Annotated in this window: 22 protein-coding genes; 7 read left to right on the forward strand and 15 right to left on the reverse strand. The window is 67.7% G+C overall.

Features of this window, described 5'->3' with window-relative positions:
* Positions 1–11 precede the first annotated feature (11 nt).
* A complete protein-coding gene (locus tag DT074_RS11585; RefSeq protein ID WP_119420010.1) occupies positions 12–335 on the forward strand; it encodes a cupin domain-containing protein in 324 nt (107 codons plus the stop codon).
* Here DT074_RS11585 and DT074_RS11590 read toward each other — a convergent pair.
* From DT074_RS11590 to DT074_RS11625, 8 genes are all read right to left on the reverse strand, one after another.
* The gene (locus DT074_RS11590) at positions 332–1,114 is read right to left on the reverse strand and encodes an ABC transporter permease (RefSeq protein WP_119420011.1); all 783 of its coding nucleotides are present in this window, start codon (positions 1,112–1,114) and stop codon (positions 332–334) included. The genes DT074_RS11585 and DT074_RS11590 overlap by 4 nt on opposite strands.
* The gene (locus DT074_RS11595) at positions 1,111–1,911 is read right to left on the reverse strand and encodes an ABC transporter ATP-binding protein (RefSeq protein WP_119420012.1); all 801 of its coding nucleotides are present in this window, start codon (positions 1,909–1,911) and stop codon (positions 1,111–1,113) included. The genes DT074_RS11590 and DT074_RS11595 overlap by 4 nt, the downstream gene beginning before the upstream one ends.
* Positions 1,912–1,996: 85 nt before the next feature.
* On the reverse strand, positions 1,997–3,088 hold the full coding sequence (locus tag DT074_RS11600; RefSeq protein ID WP_119420013.1) for an ABC transporter ATP-binding protein: 1,092 nt from the start codon (positions 3,086–3,088) through the stop codon (positions 1,997–1,999).
* A complete protein-coding gene (locus tag DT074_RS11605) occupies positions 3,085–4,077 on the reverse strand; it encodes an ABC transporter ATP-binding protein (protein ID WP_119420061.1) in 993 nt (330 codons plus the stop codon). The genes DT074_RS11600 and DT074_RS11605 overlap by 4 nt, the downstream gene beginning before the upstream one ends.
* A 62-nt stretch (positions 4,078–4,139) precedes the next feature.
* Positions 4,140–5,723 (reverse strand): ABC transporter substrate-binding protein, encoded by a 1,584-nt coding sequence (locus DT074_RS11610; RefSeq protein ID WP_162914833.1) that lies wholly within the window; start codon positions 5,721–5,723, stop codon positions 4,140–4,142.
* A 59-nt stretch (positions 5,724–5,782) separates the two neighbouring features.
* Entirely contained in the window at positions 5,783–6,664 is an 882-nt protein-coding gene (locus DT074_RS11615) for an ABC transporter permease (protein WP_119420014.1), read from the reverse strand.
* Entirely contained in the window at positions 6,661–7,602 is a 942-nt protein-coding gene (locus DT074_RS11620; RefSeq protein ID WP_119420015.1) for an ABC transporter permease, read from the reverse strand. The genes DT074_RS11615 and DT074_RS11620 overlap by 4 nt, the downstream gene beginning before the upstream one ends.
* 247 nt (positions 7,603–7,849) lie before the next feature.
* Positions 7,850–8,815: a dihydrodipicolinate synthase family protein gene (locus tag DT074_RS11625; RefSeq protein ID WP_119420016.1), complete on the reverse strand. Its 966-nt coding sequence runs from the start codon at positions 8,813–8,815 to the stop codon at positions 7,850–7,852.
* Positions 8,816–8,916: 101 nt separating this feature from the next.
* Between DT074_RS11625 and hydA the strand changes: the two genes are divergently transcribed.
* Both hydA and DT074_RS11635 read left to right on the forward strand, forming a co-directional pair.
* Entirely contained in the window at positions 8,917–10,371 is a 1,455-nt protein-coding gene (gene hydA, locus DT074_RS11630; protein ID WP_119420017.1) for a dihydropyrimidinase, read from the forward strand.
* Between the two features lie 11 nt (positions 10,372–10,382).
* Positions 10,383–11,345, forward strand: coding sequence for an N-carbamoyl-D-amino-acid hydrolase (locus tag DT074_RS11635; RefSeq protein WP_119420018.1), 963 nt, complete (start codon positions 10,383–10,385; stop codon positions 11,343–11,345).
* 9 nt (positions 11,346–11,354) lie between these two features.
* On the opposite strand, the gene DT074_RS11640 is transcribed toward DT074_RS11635, so the two are convergent.
* From DT074_RS11640 to DT074_RS11655, 5 genes are all read right to left on the reverse strand, one after another.
* A complete protein-coding gene (locus tag DT074_RS11640; RefSeq protein ID WP_119420063.1) occupies positions 11,355–12,593 on the reverse strand; it encodes an amidohydrolase family protein in 1,239 nt (412 codons plus the stop codon).
* Positions 12,594–12,600: 7 nt separating this feature from the next.
* Positions 12,601–13,767, reverse strand: coding sequence for a fumarylacetoacetate hydrolase family protein (locus DT074_RS11645; protein ID WP_119420019.1), 1,167 nt, complete (start codon positions 13,765–13,767; stop codon positions 12,601–12,603).
* Positions 13,768–13,814: 47 nt separating this feature from the next.
* On the reverse strand, positions 13,815–15,995 hold the full coding sequence (locus DT074_RS11650; RefSeq protein WP_119420020.1) for an anthranilate synthase component I: 2,181 nt from the start codon (positions 15,993–15,995) through the stop codon (positions 13,815–13,817).
* Positions 15,996–16,175: 180 nt separating this feature from the next.
* The gene (locus tag DT074_RS28495) at positions 16,176–16,304 is read right to left on the reverse strand and encodes a hypothetical protein (protein ID WP_368744617.1); all 129 of its coding nucleotides are present in this window, start codon (positions 16,302–16,304) and stop codon (positions 16,176–16,178) included.
* Entirely contained in the window at positions 16,301–16,978 is a 678-nt protein-coding gene (locus DT074_RS11655; RefSeq protein WP_119420021.1) for an aspartate/glutamate racemase family protein, read from the reverse strand. The genes DT074_RS28495 and DT074_RS11655 overlap by 4 nt, the downstream gene beginning before the upstream one ends.
* Positions 16,979–17,121: 143 nt before the next feature.
* Here DT074_RS11655 and DT074_RS11660 point away from each other — a divergent pair, with 143 nt between their 5' ends.
* On the forward strand, positions 17,122–17,982 hold the full coding sequence (locus DT074_RS11660; RefSeq protein ID WP_119420022.1) for an MBL fold metallo-hydrolase: 861 nt from the start codon (positions 17,122–17,124) through the stop codon (positions 17,980–17,982).
* Positions 17,983–17,999: 17 nt separating this feature from the next.
* Here the strand turns inward: DT074_RS11660 and DT074_RS11665 are convergent, their stop codons facing one another.
* Complete coding sequence (locus DT074_RS11665) at positions 18,000–18,749, reverse strand: RT0821/Lpp0805 family surface protein (protein ID WP_162914834.1); 750 nt, start codon at positions 18,747–18,749, stop codon at positions 18,000–18,002.
* 624 nt (positions 18,750–19,373) lie between these two features.
* On the opposite strand from DT074_RS11665, the gene DT074_RS28500 reads away from it, so the two are divergent.
* From DT074_RS28500 to DT074_RS11675, 3 genes are read left to right on the forward strand one after another with little or no spacing between them, the layout of a single operon-like run.
* The gene (locus DT074_RS28500; protein ID WP_368744618.1) at positions 19,374–19,847 is read left to right on the forward strand and encodes a hypothetical protein; all 474 of its coding nucleotides are present in this window, start codon (positions 19,374–19,376) and stop codon (positions 19,845–19,847) included.
* Positions 19,837–20,583 (forward strand): response regulator transcription factor, encoded by a 747-nt coding sequence (locus DT074_RS11670; RefSeq protein WP_368744619.1) that lies wholly within the window; start codon positions 19,837–19,839, stop codon positions 20,581–20,583. The genes DT074_RS28500 and DT074_RS11670 overlap by 11 nt, the downstream gene beginning before the upstream one ends.
* Positions 20,570–22,078 (forward strand): sensor histidine kinase, encoded by a 1,509-nt coding sequence (locus DT074_RS11675; protein ID WP_162914835.1) that lies wholly within the window; start codon positions 20,570–20,572, stop codon positions 22,076–22,078. The genes DT074_RS11670 and DT074_RS11675 overlap by 14 nt, the downstream gene beginning before the upstream one ends.
* An 11-nt stretch (positions 22,079–22,089) precedes the next feature.
* Here DT074_RS11675 and DT074_RS11680 read toward each other — a convergent pair whose 3' ends face one another.
* Complete coding sequence (locus DT074_RS11680) at positions 22,090–22,776, reverse strand: CBS domain-containing protein (protein WP_162914836.1); 687 nt, start codon at positions 22,774–22,776, stop codon at positions 22,090–22,092.
* Positions 22,777–22,845 lie beyond the last annotated feature (69 nt).

The raw sequence follows: 22,845 nt of genomic DNA on the forward strand, positions 1-22,845 counted from the left end.
GGGAGGATCGTATGGCCGCCACCTATCCGGTCGAGAAGCGCGAGATGGTGGCGGAGACGCCGGATCTGCGCATGGTGATCCTGACGCTCGGACCCGGCCAGGAAGTGCCCTGGCACTGGCATACCAGCATCACCGACACGTTCTTCTGCCTCGAGGGTCCGATGGTGATCGAGACCCGCGCGCCGCGGGAGCGCTTCGAGCTGATGCCGGGCGGCACCTGCGCCGTGCCGGCCAAGCGGGCCCATCGCGTCAGCCCGAAAGAGGCGGGCGGCCGCTGCCGCTTTGCCATCCTGCAGGGTGTCGGGACCTATGACTTCAATCCGGTCGGCGGTTAGCCGCCGCTGATCAGCTCGCTGCCGCGGAAAGCCCAGCGGGTCATGCGGCGCTCGAAGGCGGCGCAGATGGCATAGAGCGCGACGCCCATCGCCGCCACCACCACCAGGCCGGCGAAGACCAGCGGCACGTCGAAGCGCGAGGAAGCGGTCAGCATCAGATGGCCGATGCCGTCGTTGGCCGCCACGGTCTCGGAGATTACCGAGCCGACGAAGGCGAGGGTGATGGCGATCTTCAGCGAGGCGAAGAGATAGGGCAGCGAGCGCGGGATGCCGGCCTTGGTCAACACTTCGAGCTTGGAGGCGCCGAGCGAGCGCAGCACGTCGCGCATCTCCGGCTCGATGGTGGCAAGCCCGGTCGCCACGTTCACCAGGATGGGGAAGAAGGAGATGATGAAAGCGGTCAGGATCGCCGGCACGGTGCCGATGCCGAACCAGATGACGAAGACCGGCACCAGCGCGACCTTGGGGATCGAGTTGAAGGCGATCAGCAGCGGATAGAGGCCGTTATAGACCAGCGTCGAGGCACCGACCGCGAGCCCGAGCAACAGCCCCGCCGCGATCGCCAGCACGAAGCCGATCACCGTGGTGAACAGCGTCTGCAGCGCATTCTGCATGATCGGGACCGGATACTCGCTCATGGCGCCGATGATCTTCGACGGCGCCGGCAGAATGAACTGCGGCACATTGAACAGCCGACAGGCCACTTCCCAGACCAGGAACATCGCCACGGTCACCAGCCAGGGCATCAGGATCTGCATCTGCCGGTTGCTGGCGTTCATGACAGGCGCACCTCGACGATCATTTCGCGGAGCTCGTGCACGATCTCGACGAAGCCGGGCTCGAACGTCATCTCGAGCGTGCGCGGCCGCGGCAAATCCACCTGCTTGCGCAGGATCACCCGGCCCGGCCGCTTGCTCATCACATAGACGGTATCGGCGAGATACACCGCCTCGCGCAGGTCGTGCGTCACCAGGACGGCGGTGAAGCGCTTGTCCAGCCAGAGCTGCTGCATGATCGCCCACAGCTCCTCGCGGGTGAAGGCGTCGAGCGCGCCGAACGGCTCGTCCAGCATCAGCAGGCCGGGCTCGTGGATGATCGAGCGGCACAGATTGGCGCGCTGTTGCATGCCGCCGGAGAGCTGCCAGGGGAACCGTGCGCCGAAACCGCCGAGGCCGACGGAAGCCAGGAGCTGCTCCGCTCTCGCGATATATTTCGCGCGCTCTCGGCGCAGCTCGCGCTTGTACGGCTCGACGATCTCGAGCGGCAGCATCACGTTGTCGAGCGTGGTGCGCCAGGGCATCAGGATCGAATTCTGGAACGCCATGCCGACGCCGCGGATCGGCTTGCTCACTCGGTCGCCACCGACGAAGACCGCACCGGCGGAGGGCGGCAAGAGGCCGGTGACCAGCTTCATCAGGGTGGATTTGCCGCAGCCGGACGGCCCGACCACCGCCACGAACTCACCCTTGGCGATCTGGATGTCGAGACTTTCGACCGCCAGGATCTGCTCGTCACCCTGGCCGTAGACGAGGCTGACGCCCCTCAGATCGACGAAAGGCTGCGCCGCCTCCCCCATGCCCTGAATACCCCTGCCGCGAACTTTCGTTGTGCTGTCCGGCACCATGCCGGTTTCGGGCCGCGCGGCCAAGCCGGCCGCTCGGTCAGGCAGGAACCGCCAAGCGGCGCGCTTCCAGCGCCTTCTTGTAGGCGGCGAGCTTCGCCTCCACCCGGCCGAAGGCCTGGCCGCGCTTGCGGTCGACGATCGAGCCGAAGGCCGGCAGAGTCTCGGCGAAATGGCAGGCGGCGGCGTGACCGGGGCCGAGCTGGCGCAGCGCCGGCTCTTCCTGGCGGCAGCGCTCCTCGGCATAAGGGCAGCGGGTGTGGAAGCGGCAGCCCGGTGGGGGGTTCATCGGGCTCGGCACGTCGCCCTGCAGCATGACGCGGCCGCGCTCGACCGCCGGATCGGGCACCGGGATCGCGGTCAGCAGCGCCTGGGTATAGGGATGCCGCGGCACGGCGAAAAGCGAGTGCTTGTCGGCGATCTCGACGATCTTGCCGAGATACATCACCGCCACCCGGTCGGCGACATGCTTCACCACCGCCAGATCATGCGCGATGAAGATATAGGCGAGGCCGAAACGCGCCTGCAGGTCGCGCAGCAGGTTGACCACCTGGGCCTGGATCGAGACGTCAAGGGCGGAGACCGGCTCGTCGCAGACGATCAGCGCCGGATTGAGCGCCAGCGCCCGCGCCACGCCGATGCGCTGGCGCTGGCCGCCGGAGAATTCATGCGGATAGCGCACCGCGTGCCACGGCGACAGGCCGACGACGCTTAACAGCTCCTCGACCTTGGCCTTGCGCTCGTTCGCGCTGCCGACGCCGTGCACTTTCAGCGGCTCGGCCAGCACCTCGCCTACCGTCATGCGCGGGTTGAGCGAGGCGAAGGGGTCCTGGAACACGATCTGCAACCGGCGGCGCATGCTGCGCATCTGGGCGGCCGGCAGGATGGTGAGCTCCTTGCCCTCGAAGCGGATCGAGCCCGAGGTCGGCTCGATCAGCCGGAGCACCATGCGCCCGGTGGTCGACTTGCCGCAGCCGCTCTCGCCCACCAGCGCCAGGGTCTCGCCCGGCATCAGGCTGAAGCTGACATCGTCGACCGCCTTCACCGCGCCGACCTGCTTCTGGAAGATGATCCCCTCGTGCACCGGGAAGTGCTTCACGAGGTTGATCACTTCGAGCAGCGGGGCGCTCACAGCACATGCTCCTCGAGCGGGGCGCGCCAGCAGGCGGAACGGTGGCCGGGCCGCACCTCGCGGAGCGGCGGTGCCTCCACGCGGCAGCGTTCGATGGCGAAAGGACAGCGCGGGTTGAAGCGGCAGCCCGTCGGCATCGAATAGGGATTCGGTACCGTGCCCTCGATGGTGGCGAGGCGCTCCTCCTCCACATGCAGCTTGGGGATCGAGCCCAGCAGGCCGAGCGTGTAGGGGTGCTGCGGGTCGTTGAACAGGTCGGCGACGCTCGCTTCCTCCGCCACGCGGCCCGAATACATCACCACGACCCGATGCGCGAGCTCGGCGATCACGCCGAGATCGTGGGTGATCATCATGATCGCCGTGCCGGTGCGGTCGCGCAGGTCGCGCATCAGTTCCAGGATCTGTGCCTGGATGGTGACGTCGAGCGCGGTGGTCGGCTCGTCGGCGATCAGCAGGCGGGGCTGGCAGGCGAGTGCAATGGCGATCATCACCCGCTGGCGCATGCCGCCGGAAAGCTGGTGCGGATAGTCGTCGATGCGCCGTTCCGGCGCCGGAATGCGGACCAGCTTCAGCATCTCGACGGCACGCATCCGCGCCTCCGCCTTGCCGACCTTCTGATGCAGCATGATGCCTTCGGCGATCTGGTCGCCGACGGTGTGCACCGGGTTCAGGCTGGTCATCGGCTCCTGGAAGATCATCGAGATCCGGTTGCCGCGGATCTGGCGCAGCTCGGAAGCCGACTTCCTGGCCAGGTCCTCGCCCTCGAACAGGATCTGCCCGGCAGCGATCTCCCCGGGCGGGCGCGGGATCAGGCCCATCACCGCCAGCGCCGTCACCGACTTGCCGCAACCGGATTCACCCACGATGCCGAGGGTCTCGCCCTTCCGGATGGTCAAGCTGACTCCGTCGACGGCCTTGAAGGTGCCTTCGGCGGAATGGAAATGGACGGCGAGGTCGCGGACCTCGAGAAGGCCGGTGGAATCGGTCATGTCACCGGCCGGATCATAGCGCGCCTCCCCGCCCTGTCGCGGCGGGGAGGCGATGTCGAAGGTCATTTGAATTCCAGCCCCAGGCCTTTGTAGAAGGCGCAGCCATAATTGCCATGCGCCTTCACCGGCTTGAGCTTGGCGCCGACGATGGCATAGAGCGGCTCGTGGTAGAGCGGGATCCACACCGCCGCATCGGCCACCTTCTCCTGCACCTTGGCATAGTTCTCGTACCGGACCTTCTCGGAGAGCGCGGCGGAGCCGGCCTTGAGCAGCTCGTCGGTCTCCGGATCCTTCCAGTTCATCCGGTTCGGCGTCGGCGTGTTGGCGGAGCGGAAGTAGAGATTGAGCGCATCGCCCGCCGAGACATAGGGGAAGCTCATGCCGAAGGCGTCGAATTCCTGGGTGGCGAGCTTGCCCCAGGCGACGGTGGCGTCGAACAGCTGGATCTGCATGTCGATGCCGACCTTGCGCAGGTCGCCCTGCACCGCCTCGGCGATCTCCTTCCAGGAGCCGGTAAAGCCGTACATCAGCGGCGAGAGCTTCTTGCCGTCCTTGTAGCGGAAGCCGTCGGCCCCCTTCTTCCAGCCGGCCTCGTCGAGCAGCTGGTTGGCCTTGGCGACATCCTCGCCGTAATCCTTGGTGTTGGCCGTCTTGGCGAAATCGAGCACGCCGGGCGAGATGTAGGTATTGGCCGGCTCGCCATAGCCGAAGGTCACGGCATCGGTGATCGCCTTCTGGTCGACCGCCAGGTTCATTGCCTTGCGCACGCGCGCGTCGCTGACAGATTCCTTGTCGACCTTGAAGCCGATGAAGAAGGTCCAGAAGTAGAAGTCGGCCTTCTGCACCGCGAATTTCTTGTCGGCCTGGAACTCCTGCAGCGACCAATAGGGCAGATAGCCGGACTGGCTGGCATCCGACTGGCCGGTCTTCATGCCGGCGACGCGGGTGTTCTCCTCGGGGATCACCTTCCAAACGATCTTGTCCACCTGCGGCGAAGTGCTCTTGTAGAAGCTCGGACCCCACTTGTAGCCCGCATGCTTGACCAGCACGGTCTGGTCGCGCGGCGTCCAGCTTTCGAAGCAATAGGGCCCGGTGCCGTTGAAGCCCTTGACGCCGAAATCGGCGCCCAGCGCCTTGACCTGATCGATATCGATGATGGTGTGGAAGGCCTGGGTCATCTGGTAGAGCAGCTCGGAGAAGGGCTGCTTCAGCTTGTAGTCGACGGTGTGGTCGTCGACCGCGACCACCTGATCCAGCTCGCCGGCGCGCCATTTCACCACGCCCTTGGTCTCCGGCGCCATCCAGCGCTCGTAGGTCGCCACCACATCCTTGGCGGTGAACTTCTTGCCGTTGCAGAAGGTGACGTCGTCGCGCAGCTTGAAGGTATAGACCTTGCCGTCCTCGGAGACCTTCCAGCTCTTGGCCAGCCCCGGCACCACGGTCTTCATGTCGTAGTCCAGATTGACCAGGGTGTCGCCGGCCATGAACAGCACTTCCGAGGTGGAGCGCGCGGTCGACCGGTGCGGATCGTAGCGATCGGTATCGATCTCGCGCACGATGGTGACCGTTTTCTGGGCGAATGCCGGCGCGGCGAGCGCCACGGCAAGGCCAAGCCCCAGAAGCGGAAGCGACAGGCGTCTGAACATGAGATTCTCAACTCCTCAAGGTGATGCGGGCGTTGAACGGGTCCTAAGCAAGGTTCGTGCTAATGGCGGAGCTTGGGGTCGAAAGCGTCGCGCAACGCGTCGCCCAGCACGTTGAAGGCGAGCACGATCAGGAAGATCGCCGCGCTGGGCACGGTGGCCGCATGCGGCGCGAAGGAGAGATAGCGCCGGCCCTCCGCCGCCATGCTGCCGAGCTCCGCCGCCGGCGGCTGGGCGCCCAGCCCGAGGAAGCTGAGCGCGGCGCCGAGCAGGATGGTCTGGCCGAGCTGCAGGGTCAGGTAGACCAGTACGGTCGAGATGCAGTTCCGAGCGAGATAGCGAGTGATCAGGGCGAAGTCGCTGAGCCCGATCGCCCTGCCCGCTTCCATGAAATCCTGCTGCATCACCTGCGTCGCGGCGCCGCGGCTGATCCGCGCCACGGTCGGCACCGCGGCGACGCTGAGCGCGGCGACCAGGCTGTCGAGGCCCGGACCGAGTACCGCCGCCAGGGCGAGGCCGAACAGGATCGACGGGAAGGAGAGCAGCACGTCGACCACGCGCATGATCACGTTGTCGAGCCGGCGGTAGAAGGCGGCGAGGATGCCGAGCGTCGCGCCGACGAAGCCGCCCATCGCCACCGCCGTCAGCCCGATCACCAGGGTGGCGCGGAGGCCGAACAGCATGCGGGTGATCATGCTGCGGCCCTGGCTGTCGGTGCCCAGCAGGAAATCGCCGCCGGGCGGCTTCAGGCGCAGCCGCATGTTGTTGGCGTAAGGGTCGGTCGGCGCGATCCAGGGCGCCAGGATCGCCGCCGCCACGACCAGCAGCAGGAAGGCGGCCGCCAGCACGGCCGGCTTGTCGCGCAGCAGCCGGCGCCAGGGCGAGTTGGCTCTCGGACCGCGCGTGACGGCGGGCGCGACGGCGGCTTCGGCGATTGCCGTCATCGCCGCGCGATGCGGGGGTCGAGCATGGCGTAGAGCACGTCGACCAGGATGTTGATGGCGATGAACGAGACCGCAAGGATCAGGATGGCGCCCTGGGCAAGCGGAAAATCCGCCGAGGTGATGGCGCCGACCGCCATGCGGCCGACACCGGGCCAGGCGAACATCGTCTCGGTCACCACGGCACCGCCGAGCAGGAAGCCGATCTGCAACCCGACCAGGGTGACGATCGGGATCATCGCGTTGCGCAGCGCGTGGTGCATGACCACGCTCCCCTCGGCGACGCCCTTGGCCCGCGCGGTGCGGACGTAGTCGGCGCCCAGCACGTCGAGCAGCGCGGTGCGGGTCATGCGCGCCACCGGCCCGACGAAGACGCCGCCCAGGGTCACCGCCGGCAGCACGATGTGGCGCAAGCCGTCCAGGCTCCAGAGCGGCCCGCCGCGGCCCTGGAACGGCAACAGCTCCAACGCCGTGCCGACATACTGGATCAGGATCAGGCCGAACCAGAAGATCGGCATCGACACGCCGGCGACCGAAAACGCCATGATCACGCGGTCGAGCAGCTGGCCGCGGCGCACCGCCGCGAGCGTGCCGAGCAGGATGCCGAGCGGCACCGCCCAGACCAGGCTCGCCAGCATCAGCTCGATGGTCGGGCCGATGGTGTTGCCGATTTCCTCGATCACGGCGGTGTTGGAGATCATCGACCGGCCGAGATCGAATTGCAGGACCCGACCGAGGTAGAGGACGAATTGCAGCCAGACCGGCTTGTCGAGACCCATGGATTCGCGTAGCGCCTGCACTTCGGCCGGGGTCGCGGTCGGCCCGGCGAGAACGGTCGCCGGATCGGTCGGCACCACCTGCAGCAGCAGGAAGCCGATCAGCAGCACGCCCAGCAGAACCGGCGCGGAAATCAGCAGTCGATGGGCAATATGACGAGACAAGAGCGCGGCACGGTTGTCGCTTCAACTGCCCGCAGCGAAAGCAACAACAGTGCCAACGGGTGGATTTTCAGCGGGAGGCAGCTATGCGCGGGAGCAGTCTCTCTCTTATGACCGCGCTACAACTTTCCATCGTCGTGCCCGGGCTTGTCCCGGGCATCCACGGCTTCCCGCCGCACCGTCGCCACCGCGTGGATGGCCGGGCCAAGCCCGGCCACGACGGCCTACGCAGACCTCCTCAAATGCGCCGTCACTCCGCCGCCACGGCCATCTTGGTTTCGCCGGCTTCCGCGAGCTTGCGGTCGAGGCGGGCGATCAGCTGGTCCAGTTCCTTCATGTCGTCGGCGTCGAGGCTGGCGCCGGGGGCGCGGACATGGGCGGAGGCGATCACGCCGCGCCGGCGCAGCACTTCCTTGCGGACGGCGAGGCCGATGCCGGGTTGCTGCTCGTGGCGGACCAGCGGCAGATAGAGGTCGTAGAGATCTTCCGCCGCCTCCGCGTCGCCGGCGAAGAAGCGGTTGCAGCATTCGACCAGCATTTCCGGGAAGGCGAAGCCGGTATTGGCGCCGTCGGCGCCGCGGCGCAACTCCTGCGGCAGGTAGAGCGCCGAATTGCCGACCAGGATGGAGACGCGGCGCTTCCGCTCGCCCGAAGCCTCGGCGGCACGCAGCTTGGTCAGCTTGCGGTGGCCCGGGCAGTCCTCGTGCTTGAAGATCTTGATCGACGGGAACTTGTCCAGCAGGCGGTTCACCAGGGGCGAGGACATGTAGACGCCGGTCAACTGCGGGTAGTCCTGCAGCACGATCGGCACCTGCTCGCCCAATGTGCGCACGACGCTCGCAAAATAGCCTTCCACCGCCTCGTCGGTGCGGAGACCGGTCATCGGCGAGACCATCACGCCGGCGGCGCCCAGGCCCATGACCCGGTCGACCAGCGACTTCATCAGGCCGAGCGCCGGCAAGGAGGCACCGACGATCACCGGCACCTTGCCGGCGACCCGCTTCAGCACCCGGTCGGTGAAGGCGACCGATTCCTCGAAGGAGAGCTTCGGCGCCTCGCCCAGCACGCCCAGGATGGTCATGCCGGTGACGCCGCAGCGCAGGTAGAAGTCGACCATGCGGTCGGCGCTCTCCAGGTCGAGCGCACCGCTATCGGCGAACGGCGTGGCGGCGATGATGTAGACGCCCTTGGCGCTCTCATCGATCAGCTTGGTCATCTGGGCGGCCCCGAATTTGCTTTCGCTTGGCCCTGTTCTAGCGAAAATGGGCCCGACCGGGGCCAGAAATTTGCGCCGGCAAGGTATGCAGAGGTGCGGCGATGGCGGGTTACGAGCTGGTGATCAAGGGCGGCAAGGTGGCCACGGCCGCCGATACGTTCATGGCCGATATCGGCATCCGGGGCGGCAAGATAGCCGCGCTCGGCGACGACCTGGCGGGCGACCGGGTGATCGACGCGCGCGGGAAGCTGGTCCTGCCCGGCGGCATCGACAGCCATGTCCACGTGGCGCAGCGCTCCGGCATGGGCGTCGACACCGCCGACGATTTCGCCTCCGGCAGCACCTCGGCCGCCTGCGGCGGCACCACCACCATCATTTCCTTCGCGGCGCAGCAGCGCGGCCAGTCGTTGCGCCAGGTGGTGAAGGATTATCACGCCAAGGCCGAAGGCCAGGCGCTGATCGACTATGCCTTCCACCTGATCATCTCCGATCCCACCGAGCAGGTGATGGGCCAGGAGCTGCCCGGCCTGATCCGCGACGGCTATACGTCGTTCAAGATCTACACGACCTACGACGCGCTGAAGCTGACCGATCGCCAGGTGCTCGACGTGCTGTCGCTGGCCCGCCGCGAGGGAGCCATGGTGATGGTGCATGCGGAGAACCACGACATCATCGCCTGGCTCTCCGACAAGCTGGTCCAGGCCGGCCGCATGGGCCCGCCCAGCCACGGCATCGCCCATGCCGCGATCGCCGAGCGCGAGGCGACGGGGCGGGTGATCTCGATGGGCGAGCTGCTCGACGTGCCGCTCCTCATCGTGCACGTTTCCGGCTGCGAGGCGATCGAGGAGATCCGCAAGGCGAAGGCGCGCGGCCTCAAGATCTACGGTGAGACCTGCCCGCAATATCTCTTCCTCTCCGCCGAGGATCTGGAGAAGGAAGGCTTCGACGGCGCCATGTGCATGTGCTCGCCGCCGCCGCGCGAAGCCGCCAATCAGGAGAGCGTCTGGACCGGGCTCACCACCGGCGTGTTCGACGTGTTCTCCTCCGACCATGCGCCCTATCGCTTCGAGGGGCCAGGCGGCAAGGTCGCCGGCATGAAGGCCGGTGGCTTCAAGAAGGTGCCGAACGGCGTGCCGGGCATCGAGATCCGCGTGCCGATGCTGTTCTCCGAGGGCGTGCTGAAGGGGCGGATCGACCTCAACCAGTTCGTCGCGCTCACCTCGACCAACCACGCCAAGCTCTATGGCCTGCATCCGCGCAAGGGCACCATCGCCGTGGGTGCGGATGCCGATATCGCGATCTGGGATCCGGCGATCGAGCGCACCATCACGCACTCGATGCTGCACGACGCCATGGACTACACGCCCTATGAGGGCCGCAAGGTGACCGGCTGGCCGATGACGGTGCTGTCGCGCGGCGAGGTCGTGGTCGACCAAGGCGAGCCGGTGGCGAAGATCGGCCGCGGCCAGTTCCTGTCCTGCGACAAGCCCGACGCCGCCCGCCCGCGCGGCCACCTCCCCTTCACCCCCGAAATCGCCAAGTCGATCCTGTTCTGAGGAGCCTTCGCATGCCCGCATTCAAGCTGACGCCGCGCCTCGTCACCGTCGGTGGGGCGCAGCTCGGACCGATCCAGCGCGCCGAGAAGCGCGAGGCGGTGGTGGAGCGGCTGATCGCACTGCTGCGCGAGGGCCATCGCAAGGGCTGCCGGATCGTGGTGTTCCCCGAACTCGCGTTGACGACTTTCTTCCCGCGCTGGTTCATGCCGGACTGGAAGGAGGTCGAGACCTTCTTCGAGCGCGAGATGCCGAACAAGGCGGTGCAGCCGCTATTCGACGAGGCGAAGCGGCTGAAGATCGGCTTTTATCTCGGCTATGCCGAGCTCACCGCGGACGGACATCACTTCAACACCGCGATCCTGGTCGACGACACCGGCAAGATCGTCGGCAAGTACCGCAAGGTGCATCTTCCCGGCCATTCTGAGAACGAGCCGGAGCGGCCGTTCCAGCATCTGGAGAAGCGGTATTTCGAGCCGGGCGATCTCGGCTTCCCGGTCTGGCGCTCGATGGGCGGCATCATGGGCATGTGCATCTGCAACGACCGCCGCTGGCCGGAGACCTATCGCGTCATGGGCCTGCAGGGCGTCGAGCTGCTGATGCTCGGCTACAACACGCCGGCCATCAACGCCTGGGCGATGGTGCATTCGGCGCCGGAGCCGGAGCATCTGCGCCAGTTCCACAACCACGTCGTCATGCAGGCCGGCGCCTATCAGAACTCGACCTGGGTGGTCGCCGTCGCCAAGGCCGGCATCGAGGAGGACTGCTCGCTGATCGGCGGCTCCTGCATCATAGCGCCGACCGGCGAGATGGTGGCACTGGCCCGCGGCGTCGACGACGAGCTGATCGTCGCCGATTGCGACCTGGCGCTCTGCAAATACGGCAAGGACACGATCTTCAACTTCGACAAGCATCGGCGGATCGAGCATTACGGCCTGATCTCGAGCCAGACCGGTGTTATCGAGCCGCCGATGTAGCGACCGGCGCTATGGCCTGTGCAGCATCGGCGACCGCCGGGTGAAGCTGCGCCGACCGCGCTTCAGCCCGAACAGCGGCTGCGCCAGCTCGGCCACCGCCATGGCCGGATCGCGGCAATCGAGCACGACGAGATCGGCCGGGTTGCCGACGGCGATGCCGTAATCGTCGAGGTTCATCAGTTTCGCCGGCAGGCGGGTCACCATGTCGAGGCAATCCGCGAGCTCCGCCGGCCGGCCGGCCTGCGCGATATTGGCGTAGAGATTCGCCATGCGGATCAGCGAGCAATCGCCGAACGGGGTGAACGGGTTCATCACGTTGTTGGTCGAGAGCGAGCAGGTGACGCCGTGCGCCAGCAGCTTGTGCGCCGGCGTGACGCCGCGCGGCACGTCGTGATCGTGGCCGCGGCCCATCAGGAAGAGATCGGTCGAGGGCAGCACGGTGACCGCAACCCCGGCATCGGCGAGGCGGCGCGCCTTGGCGGCCAGCGCCTCGGCCGGCAGCGACGACAGCTTGGTGACATGGCCGACGGCGACGCGGCCGCCCCATTTCTGCGCCTCGGCCTGGCGGCAGACCTCGTCGAGGTCCATGCGGGCGGGATCGAGGTCGAAATCGAGGTGGAAGTCGATGTCGAGGTCGAAGCGCCGCGCGATGGCGAAGATGCGGGCGATCTGCTCGTTCGGATCGGTATCCGTATAGGGACAGCCCCCGATCACGTCGGCACCCGCCGCGCAGGCCTCGACCAGCAACTCCTCAGTGCCGGGATCGTTGGTCAGGCCCTCCTGCGGGAAGACGCAGAGCTCGAGATCCACCGCCCAGGCATAGTCGCGCTTGAGGCGCTGCAGCGCGCCGAAGCTGCGCAACCCGATGCGGGGATCAATCTCCACATGGGTGCGGATGCGGGTCGTGCCCTGCAGGATCGCCTTTTCCAGCACGCCGCTCGCCCGGGCATAGACATCCGCCTCGGTGAAGCCGCGCTTCGCCGCCGCCACCTCGGCGATCGCCTCGGCAAGCGTTCCCTCCGTTCGGCAGCGGTCGAGGATGCAAGCCTTGTCCAGGTGGATATGCGTCTCGACGAAGCCCGGCACGACCAGCCGGCCGTCAAGCCGCTCCTCCGGTGCGGTCGCGGCGATGTTCGGTGCGACGGCCGCGATCCGTCCGCCCCGGATGCCGATATCGACGGGCGCGGCATCGCCGCCCGCGATGCGGGCCTGGCGCAGGATCAGATCGAAGGACGTGGTTCCGGTCACCACCCGGCTAAAGCAACTTGCGTGCCGCCAGGTTCTTCATCAGCGCCGCCGTGCCGATGATCCAGGGCTCGACCTTGTCGCAGGTATTGACCCGGTTGGTCAGCGCACCGAGCCGGGGCGAGGCGATGGTGACGATGTCGCCGACCTGGTGGGTGAAGCCGCGGCCCGGCGCGCCGCGATCCTTGGTCGGCGCGAACATGGTGCCGGTATAGAGCATGGCGCCGTCGGGATATTGATGCGTGGCGCAGACGAGCTGGCCGGCGAGATCGGTGATGTCGCGGCTGATCCGGCCGAGCGAGCTCTTGCCCTCGAGCACGAACTGGTCGAGCCCCTCCACCCGCATCAGCACCTCGACCTGGCGCAGGTCGTCGAGCGTGAACTTGTCGTCGATCAGGCGGATGAACGGGCCGATGGCGCTGGAGGCCGCGTTGTCCTTGGCCTTGCCGAGCAGCAGCGCGCTCCGCCCCTCCACATCGCGCAGGTTGACGTCGTTGCCGAGCGTCGCGCCGACGATGCGCCCCTCGGCATTGATCGCCAGCACGACCTCGGGCTCCGGATTGTTCCAGGACGAGGCCGGGTGGATGCCGATCTCGGCGCCGATGCCGACCGAGGACATCGGCTGCGCCTTGGTGAAGATCTCGGCATCCGGCCCGATGCCGACTTCGAGATATTGCGACCAGGCGCCGCGTTCGATCAGCACCTGCTTCAGCCGTGCCGCCTCCGGCGAGCCCGGCTTCAGCGTCGCGAGATCGCCGCCGATGCTGGCCAGGATCGAGGCGCGCACGCTGTCGGCCTGGCTCGCATCGCCCCGCACCTGCTCCTCGATCACCCGCTCCAGCATGCTGGTGACGAAGGTGACGCCGGCCGCCTTCACCGCCTGCAGGTCACAGGGCGCCAGGAACCAGGGCTGCTTCGGGTCGCAGGTGTCGTGCGCGCTGTTGGCCAGGATCGCGGCCACCTCGCCCACCGGCTCGCCGTCGAAGCGGCGCAGCGCCGCAACTGGATCGGGCAGGTTGAGCAGGTCGGCCATGGTGGGCGCGAGGCCGGTGATGTCGAACACGCCGCCGGGACGCACGGCAACGACGGAGGGGCCGATATCGGGGCGCCAGACACGGCCGAGCAAGATCGCGGCGGCGGCATCGATCGGCAGGATGGCACGGATCGAGAGGTCCATGGCCGCAATCTACACGGCCGGAGGACGTTTCGCCTACTGCTCCGCCTCTATTCCGCAGCTTCCGCCAGCGACTTGCGGGCGATGGTGCGGAGCACGTTGGCGACCACGTTCGGACCGACATCGCCCGACGCGGTCATGATCGATTCCGGGTGGAACTGCACCGCCGCCACCGGCTCACTCGCATGCTCGATCGCCATGATCACACCATCGTCCGATCGCGCCGTCACGCGGAAGGCCGCCGGGAGCTTTTCCGGCACGGCATAGAGCGAGTGATAGCGGCCGGCGGTGAAGCGCGCCGGCAGGTCGGTGAAGAGGCGTGTCTCGCCCTCCACCACCTCGATGCCGCTCGGCTTGCCGTGGCGCGGGATGTCGAGCTGGCCGAGCGTACCGCCATAGTGCTCGACCAGGCCCTGCAGCCCGAGGCAGACGCCGAAGATCGGCAGGTTGCGGGCACGGATCTTGGCGATCATCGCCGGGATGGCGAAATCGGTCGGGTTGCCCGGCCCGGGCGACAGCACGACCATCGACCAGTCCTGCTCCAGTGCGGCTTCCGCGTGGTTGTGGCGGATGGTCACGACTTCCGCGCCCTGGCGGCGGAAGCAATCGCCCAGCATGTGGACGAAGCTGTCCTCGTAGTCGATCAGCAGGAGGCGCATGCCGCGCCCGGCCGGCGGCGGCGGCGCGATGCCGGCCGGCGCACGGCCCGACATCGCCTCCTCGGCGCGTTTCAGGGTCTCCAGCAGCGCCGCGATCTTGACGCGGCATTCCTGCTCTTCGGCATCCGGGTCGGAATCGACCAGCAGGGTCGCACCGGCGCGCATCTCGGCGATGCCGTGCGCGAGGCGGATGGTGCGCAAGGTCAGGCCGGTATCACATTCGCCGTCGAAGGTGAGCCGGCCGACCGCGCCGCCATACCAGCGCCGCGTGGTCTTCTCGCGCTGCTCGATGAAGCGCGCGGCCCAGGGCTTCGGCGCACCGGTTACCGTCACCGCCCAGCAATGCGAGAGGAAGGCGTCGATCGAATCTCGCTCCGGCTTCAGCCGGCCCTCGACATGGTCCACCGTGTGGATCAGGTGGCTGTACATCTCGATCTGGCGGCGGCCGATCACCTTCACCGTGCCGGGATCGCAGATGCGCGCCTTGTCGTTGCGGTCGACATCCGTGCACATGGTCAGCTCGCACTCGTCCTTGACCGAGTTGAGCAGCTCCTTGATGCGGTCGGCATCCTCCAGCGCGTCGCGGCCGCGGCGGATGGTGCCGCTGATCGGGCAGGTTTCGACCCGGCGGCCGGTGACCCGCACGAACATCTCGGGCGAGGCACCGATCAGGTGTTCGCCGCCCAGATTGACCAGGAAGCCGAACGGGCTCGGGTTGACGGCGGAGAGCGTGCGGTAGAGCTCGCAGGGCCGCGCCGCCGTCTTGCGATAGGACGAGAAGGACGGCACCACCTCGAACAGCTCGCCCTTGGCGAAGAACGGCATCGCCTCGCGCACGATGGCGGCATAGCCGCCGGGCGGCAGGTCGGCCTCCACCGCCGGCGTCGCCTGCGCGTTCGGGGTGATGGTCGCCGTGCGGCGATCCAACGCCACGGTGGAGCCGGAGGCCGTCTCGAACTCGTAGTCGAAGCGCTGCAGGCGGTCGCTGCCCTTCTCGATCACATAGATGCGGTCGGGCAGGTGCAGCACCACGTCGCGCTGGTCGGAGGGACGCTCCTTGGCCAGCGGGATCGGCTCGAACTGGTGCAGCACGTCATAGCCGAAGGCGCCGTACAGGCCGAGATGGCGGTCCTCGTCGGAGCGGAACAGGTCAAGCACCGAACGGACGACGCTGAACACCGAAGGCTGGCGGCTCCGCTCCTCCTCGGTGAAGCTCTCACTCGACGGAATCACTTGGCCGGTCAGGCATTCGTCGTCCTGGGATTCGACCGCGAGATGCGCATTGCCGCGCAGCGCCGCCGCGACGGCGCCGATCAGCACCTTGCCGCGGCCGTTGAGCGCCAGCACTTCGAAGCGGTAGCCGCGGGCCGAGATCTCGAGCGGCGGATCGACATAGGCGACGGTCCAGCGGGCGTAGCGGCCGGGATAGTCGACGGCGCAGCGGAAGATCGCGCCACGGCGGCCATCCAGGGAATCCGTCAGCGTCAGCAGGCTCGCCTGATCGGTCAGCTCGTAGGCGTGCCGGGTGACGCGGATTCCGCCTTCGGTGAGATATCGGCTAACGGCGGTCATGGAAGATCTCGGTCAGTCGGAGGGGACGGTGCCGCACGGCTCAACGCGCGGCAAGGGTCACGCGCGGCTCAGTTGCCGCGGCGCCATCGCCAAGTCCACCAGAGTGCGACCGGTTTCATAGCCCGGCAGTATGCGGGGGCCGGCGGTGCTGTCAACCTCGGGCCCGGGTAACCATGAGGCTCAGCCGGTAACACCCGGATCCTGCTCGGAATAATCGGGCCGGGCGCGGCGGAAGGCATCCAGCGGAACGCCGCGGGCGATGCGGACCCGCTCGCCGGCGGAGTTGCGGTGCAGCGTGTAAAGCTTCACGCCGCCCGCTTGGCCGACCAGCCGAGCCTGAGGCGGCCGATCGCCATGCTGACCGCGGCCTGGCTCGGCTCCACCACCGGTAGCCCGATTTCGGCCTCCAGCCGGTCGCGATAGCGCGCCATGCCGGCGCAGCCCATCACCAGCACGTCGGCGCCGCGCTCGTCGCGCAGCCGCTTGCCCACATCGACCATGCGACCGAAGGTGCGGCCCTCATCGGCAAGCTCGACCACGCCGAGATCAATCGCCATGTCGCCGGCCAGCCGGTCGTTCAGGCCCATGGCGCCGACATAGCGCAGGTGCCGCTTCACCGAGGCCGACTTGATGGCGATGACGCCGAAGCGCTCGCCCAAGGTCAGCGCCGTCAGGATGCCGCATTCGGCGATGCCGAGGACGGGCTTGCGCGTCACCTCGCGGCAGAGCTGCATGCCGGGATCGCTGAAGCAGGCGATGACGAAGCAGCCGGTATCGTTGTCGCGCGCCTCGACCATCCGGGCCAGCGGCTGCACCACGCTCTCGACATGCGCCTGGGTTTCGACGCCGGGCGGCCCCTCCTTCAGGGTCACGCATTCGATCTCCGGCCCGCCGGAAAAGCGCAAGGGCGCCATCGCCGCGTCGATGCCGCGGGTCACCGCCTCGGTCGAATTCGGGTTGATGACCAGGATGCGGTCGGTCATGCGCGCTCACTCCATTGCCGGCGCCAGCTTGGGCAGCTCGCGACATCGTTGCAAGCGGCAGTGGATACCCGCGCAAATCGCTTGGATGCCGCCCGCGTTTGAACCACACTAGCAGTAGTGGAGAAATCGGAGTCCTGAAGCCGATGCCGACCGACGTCACCGCGTTCTTCGACCCGGCGACCAGCACCCTCACCTATCTTGTCGCCGATCCGGCCACCGGCGCCAGCGCAGTGATCGATTCCGTGCGCGACTTCGACCAGAAGTCCGGCCGCACCGGCACCGCTTCCGCCGACAAGGTCGTCGCCGCCATTCGCGACCGCGGCCTGCACCTCGAGTGGATCCTGGAGACGCATGTGCATGCCGACCACCTGTCGGCGGCGCCCTATCTGAAGCAGCAGCTTGGCGGCCGCACCGGCATCGGCGCGCGGGTCACCGAGGTGCAGTCGGTGTTCCGCGAGCTGTTCGAGATGGGCGCGATCTGTGCCGCGGATGGCCGCGAGTTCGACCATCTGTTCGCCGACGGCGAAACGTTCCGGATCGGCGGCCTCGACGGCCGGGTCATTGCATCGCCGGGCCACACGCCGGCCTGCGTCGCCTATCTGATCGGCGATGCGCTGTTCGTCGGCGACACCCTGTTCATGCCGGATTACGGCACCGCGCGCTGCGACTTCCCGGGCGGCGACGCACGCCAGCTCTATCGCTCGATCCGCCGCCTGCTGAACCTGCCGCCGGCGACGCGCGTCTTCACCGGCCACGACTACCAGCCGAACGGCCGCCCGCTCGCCTTCGAGGCCAGCGTGGCCGAGCAGCGGGCGAAGAATATCCATATCCGCGACGGCATCGGCGAGGACGAGTTCGCCGGCATGCGCGAGACGCGCGACCGCACGCTATCGCTGCCCAACCTGATCCTGCCCTCGGTGCAGGTGAATATCCGCGCCGGCGAACTGCCGCCGGCGGAGCCTGGCGGCCACCGCTATCTCAAGATCCCGCTGGACGCGATGTAACGGCTGACGCGACGCGCTCACTCGGAGCGCAGCAGCTTCCACGCGCCATTGGACCCGCGACAGGCCGACGCCAGAGCCTCCAGCGCCTTGCCGGCCACGGTCGCGCTGGCGAGATATTCGCGGCAGTAGAGGCCGTTCGGATTCTGGAAGGTACGGACCGGGACGATCGCATAGGCGAGGTTTTTCACCTCGTTCTTCCAGCGGACGCTGTGGCGATCCGGCGCATATTCAAGCGTACGGCCGATGCAGTGATGATCCACCTCGTCCATCATGCGGCCGATGCGCGGACCCACCAGCGGCCCCGATGCCGCACCCGCCACCGCATAGGGCGCCTTGCTCGGACCGGCGGCGGCAACCGCCTCGCCGCCCAGGCCGCCGCCGGCAAGACCGACCACGCCGCCGAAGGCGTCGCTGGCAAGGCGAAGCCGGTCGCACACGCCGCGTTCGATACCGTACGGCACCAGGAAAATGTCGCTTGGGCCGGCATCGGCGCGGCTCGCCCGCTCGGCACGCGGATCGATCAACGGCTCGCTGCGCATAACGGACGAGGGTTCCACTCCCCCATCGGCCGGCACCGGCGCCGGTGTCAGCATGGCGGAATCGGCGCTCGCCGGTGTCAACCGGACCGTCGCGAGCACGGCCAGTGCGACCAGCCCTAATAGGGCCGGCAGATGAGGTTGCGTGACAGAAAGCACTGGCATCGGTTTATCCGTGGCGTTTCCCGGCGCGCCTCCCGCGCGTTCCGAAATGTCGCCCGGCCGGGCCACGGGGAGGAGCTATCGTGGCCCGGCCGGGGCCGTCGCTACGCCGGGAAGGGCGCAGCCGTCCGACAAATCCCGAGTATCATCATGCCCCCTTCGTCCCACCTTGCCCGTTGCCTCAGCCACAACGCCGCCACGCTCTCGCCAGCCAGTCTCCGGCCATCCGCCGGGATGCGCCGACTCGCATCTTCTTGCCGCAGCGAGGCCTTCTCTCGTATAGCCACGCAACGGTCGCGTCGAGATCGTCGGCACCGGGCTTTCGCCGCGCCGAATGTGAGGGCCCTCCAGGAACTTGGCCAAGCCTTCATCGACGCCCATTACACCGCATTGGTTTGGAGAATTGTCAGCAGAACCGCAAGAGACACCACAGTGATATTCTGAATTCTCATGAATCATCACCTGTATATCACAGAAATATCACAACAATTATTAGCTTAAGTTTCCAGAATTAAGAAATGATTCAGAGCAAAAACAGCGAAAGACAGATAATCGCCATTGACCTGCGCGACACGCTGTTCTCAAGGAGCGGAGCTTGGTAAGAAATGATGACGGATCGCGCACGGGACGGATTGCATGTATTGCCTGACCCCGCACCAGCGGCTCCGCGCCGCAATTGCGCTGATGACTCTGTTGCTCGCCGCCGCCTGCAGCGAGATCCGATTTGATGACCAGTCCGACGACCGGACGCTTGTCGTGCCGCTGGCCGATCCGCCGCCCGACCCCGCCAGTTCCTCGCCGCTTGCCGAATTGTCGGTAACGCCGCCGCCCGGTCCGCTGGTCAAGCCGCCGCCGCCGCCCGGACCGGCAGCGCCCCAGATGGCCGCGGTCGACCCGGCCCCGCCGCCGGCATTGCCGCCGCCCCGGGCTCTGGCCGGGCTCTCCATGTCGGAGACCGAATCGGAACTGGGCCGGCCGGCGGCGGAAGCCGATCGGGCGCCGGCCAAGGTCTGGCAATATCGGGCCGGCGAATGCTCGGTCGATGTTTATTTCTATCTCGACATGGCCCGGAACGGCTTCTACGCGTTACATCACGAGGCCCGACGCGGGGCCATTTTGGACGAAACCTGCATTCGCACCATTCAGGAGGCCGGCCGTGTCCGATAACTTGGAAACCGCCCTTCCGGTCATCGTGGTCGACGACGATCCGCTTCTGGTTCGCACGCTGGCCGGCAATCTCGAAGATGCCGGCATCCGCACCCGCACCTTCACCGAGGGCAGCGCCGCCGTGGACTGGTTCAATCACGGCGGCCGGGCCGCCGCGGTGATGCTGGACTGGCACATGCCGGCACTGGACGGCATGGCCGTGCTGCGCCGGCTGCGCACCGCGGGGATCGAATCTCCAATCCTGTTCCTGACCGGCCATAGCCAGCCGATCTATGAAGAGGCCGCCCTGGGTGGCGGCGCGGTCGACTTCATCGACAAGTCGAAGAGCTTCTCCATCATCCTGCAGCGCCTGCGCCTGGCCTTGGGCCGCGGCGGTGCCGCGGCAATCACTGTGATGTCGGAGCCGGCCCCGGTCGGCGACCAGGCCTTGACGCTCGACGTCGCCAGTGCCCGCGCCTTCTGGTGCGGCCGCCAGGTCGACCTGACGATCGGCGAGTTCCGTGTCGTACGCTTGCTGGCCGAGCGCGCCGGACGGGACGTCTCCTATCGCGAGATCTATGATTCGGTGCGCGGCGAAGGGTTCCTTGCCGGCAGCGGCGAGGAAGGCTACCGCGCCAACGTGCGGGCGATGGTGAAGCGCATTCGGCAGAAATTCCGCGGGGTGGATGAGAAGTTTGACGCACTCGCCAACTATCCCGGCTTCGGCTACCGCTGGCTGGAGAATGCCGACGGCTGAGCCGTCGGTCCGGCTGGCGCGGCTCAGGGCGGCCTTCGCATGGCGGCGCTCGCTGCTGGTACGACTCATCGTGCTGGCGGCGATCTTCATCGCCGTGCCGGTCGCGCTGTACCGCGAGTTCGAGAGCGCCGATGCTGCCCGGCGTGAGCTGCTGCTCGCCTCGATCCGCGCCCAGGGCACGGCGCTGGCGCAGGCGCTGAAGCCGACCCTCGCGCGCGCCGACTTCATTCCCTATTTCCGCCTGAACGAAGAACTCGCCGCCATGCGCACCGGCGATACGGCGCTGAAGCTGCTGTTCCGCCCTGCGAGCCCCGGCGACCGCGGTTTCTTCTACGTCGCCGCCGCGCCGGCGGTCGAGGTCGAGGCTCTGGAAGAGGAGCGCTGGCGGCTCGCCGATGCCGGCGTGCTCGACCGGTTGACGCAATCCTGCGACGGCGACATGCCGGTCGCGATCCGGATCGACCGGCCCCAGGGCGGCATCGATCTGCTGACCTCGATCGTGCCGGTGAAGACCAGCGGCGGCTGCTGGGTGCTGGTCGTCGCGAGCGACCTGAAGGACGAGGCAATTGGCGCGCTGGGCCGGCCCTACTGGCGCTCGCCCGAAGTGGTGCTGGCCGGGCTGATCTACCTTGCGCTGGCCGCTTTCGTCCTGGTGCTGCTGTTTGATCTGTGGCGCGGCCTGGCGGGCTTCGGCCGGCTGGCCCGCGAAGTACGGGCCGGTGCCGAGGAAGGCCGGTTCGCCGATCGCAACGCGATCCCCGAATTGGCCCCGGTGGCGGACGAACTCGACCGGCTGGTGGAATCGCTGAAAGGCGCGGCGGACAGCATGCGCCACGCGGCGGAAGAGAACGTGCACGCTTTCAAGACGCCGCTCGCGACCATCCGCCAGGCGCTGGAACCGCTGCGCCGGCGGATCGATCCGAGCGATGCGCGCGCCTACCAGGCGGCGGAGGCGATCGAGATGGCGCTGCAGCGGCTGGACGGGATGATCGTCGCGGCGCGCGACCTGGATCGTGCCACCGCCGACACGCTCGACCCGCCGCGCGAACCGGTGGCGCTCGACCGGCTGCTGACCGGTATTGCCGAGGGCTTCCGCCGTTCGCTGCCGGCCGACGGCCCGCATCTGACCGCCGAGATCGCGCGGGGCATCACGGTCCAGGGCAGCGAGGAGATCATCGAAACGGCGGTCGAAAACCTGGTCGAGAACGCGATCAGCTTCTCGCCGCCGCGAGGCGAGATCCGCTTGCGGCTGGTCGCCCGGCGGGGACGCGCGCTGCTCGAGGTCGAGGACCAGGGGCCCGGCGTGCCGCCGGACCGGTTGGAGCGCATCTTCGAGCGCTACTACTCCGACCGGCCGAAGATCGATGCCGAGCCGCATTTCGGCCTCGGCCTGTGGCTGGTGCGCCGCAATGTCGAGGCGCTCGGCGGTCGCGTCACCGCGGAGAACCGCCGCGGCGGCGGCTTCAAGGTGACGATCGACCTGCCGATTGCCTGACTGTCCTTGCCTCAGTAGCCGTAGGCGGTCGTCCGCACGACCACGTGGTTGTGCACGCTACGCACGCCGGGCAGCCCCTCGGCGGCGACCTGCAACGCCTTGCGCTGCTCGTCCGAGCTGACGCAGCCGCCAAGCTCGACGACGCCGCCATCGACGCTGACATTCAGCAATGCCGTGTCCACCCAGGGTTCATGCGCCAGCACGCCGTCGAGACGGCGCCGGATCTCCACGTCCGACAGCGCATGGACCGGCTGTGCTGCGGCCTGCAGATAGGCCTTGACCAGATCGGCGCGGCTGACGATTCCAACCAGCCGGCCGTCGCGCACGATCGGCACGCGCTTGACCCGATGACGGTCCATCAGCGCCGCGATCTGCCCGAGCTCGGTATCCTCGCCGGCGCTGATCACGCGCTTGGTCATCACATCGCCGACCTTGCGCGCATGGCTCTGCACGTAGTCGCGCGCCAGCTCCTCGGCACCGGCGAGCGCCTCGAGCCACCACGAGCGCCGCCGCTCGGTGCCGGTCTCCGCCCGGTGGATCAGGTCGCCCTCGCTGACGATGCCCGTCACCCGGCCCTCCGCGTCCACCACCGGCAGGCCGCTCACGCGGTGATCGACCATCATGCGGGCCGCTTCGCGCACCGGGGTGGTCGCGCTGACGGCGACGACATCCCGAACCATCACATCCTTTGCCTTCATGGCCGGCTCCTGGGCATTGCCCGGCACGATCCGCCGGGATGCCGGCACTCTCGCGCCGCCCCGGCCGGC

Origin of the sequence: Desertibaculum subflavum, assembly GCA_003576705.1 — a bacterium.
Classification (GTDB): Bacteria; Pseudomonadota; Alphaproteobacteria; order Ferrovibrionales; family Ferrovibrionaceae; genus Desertibaculum; species Desertibaculum subflavum.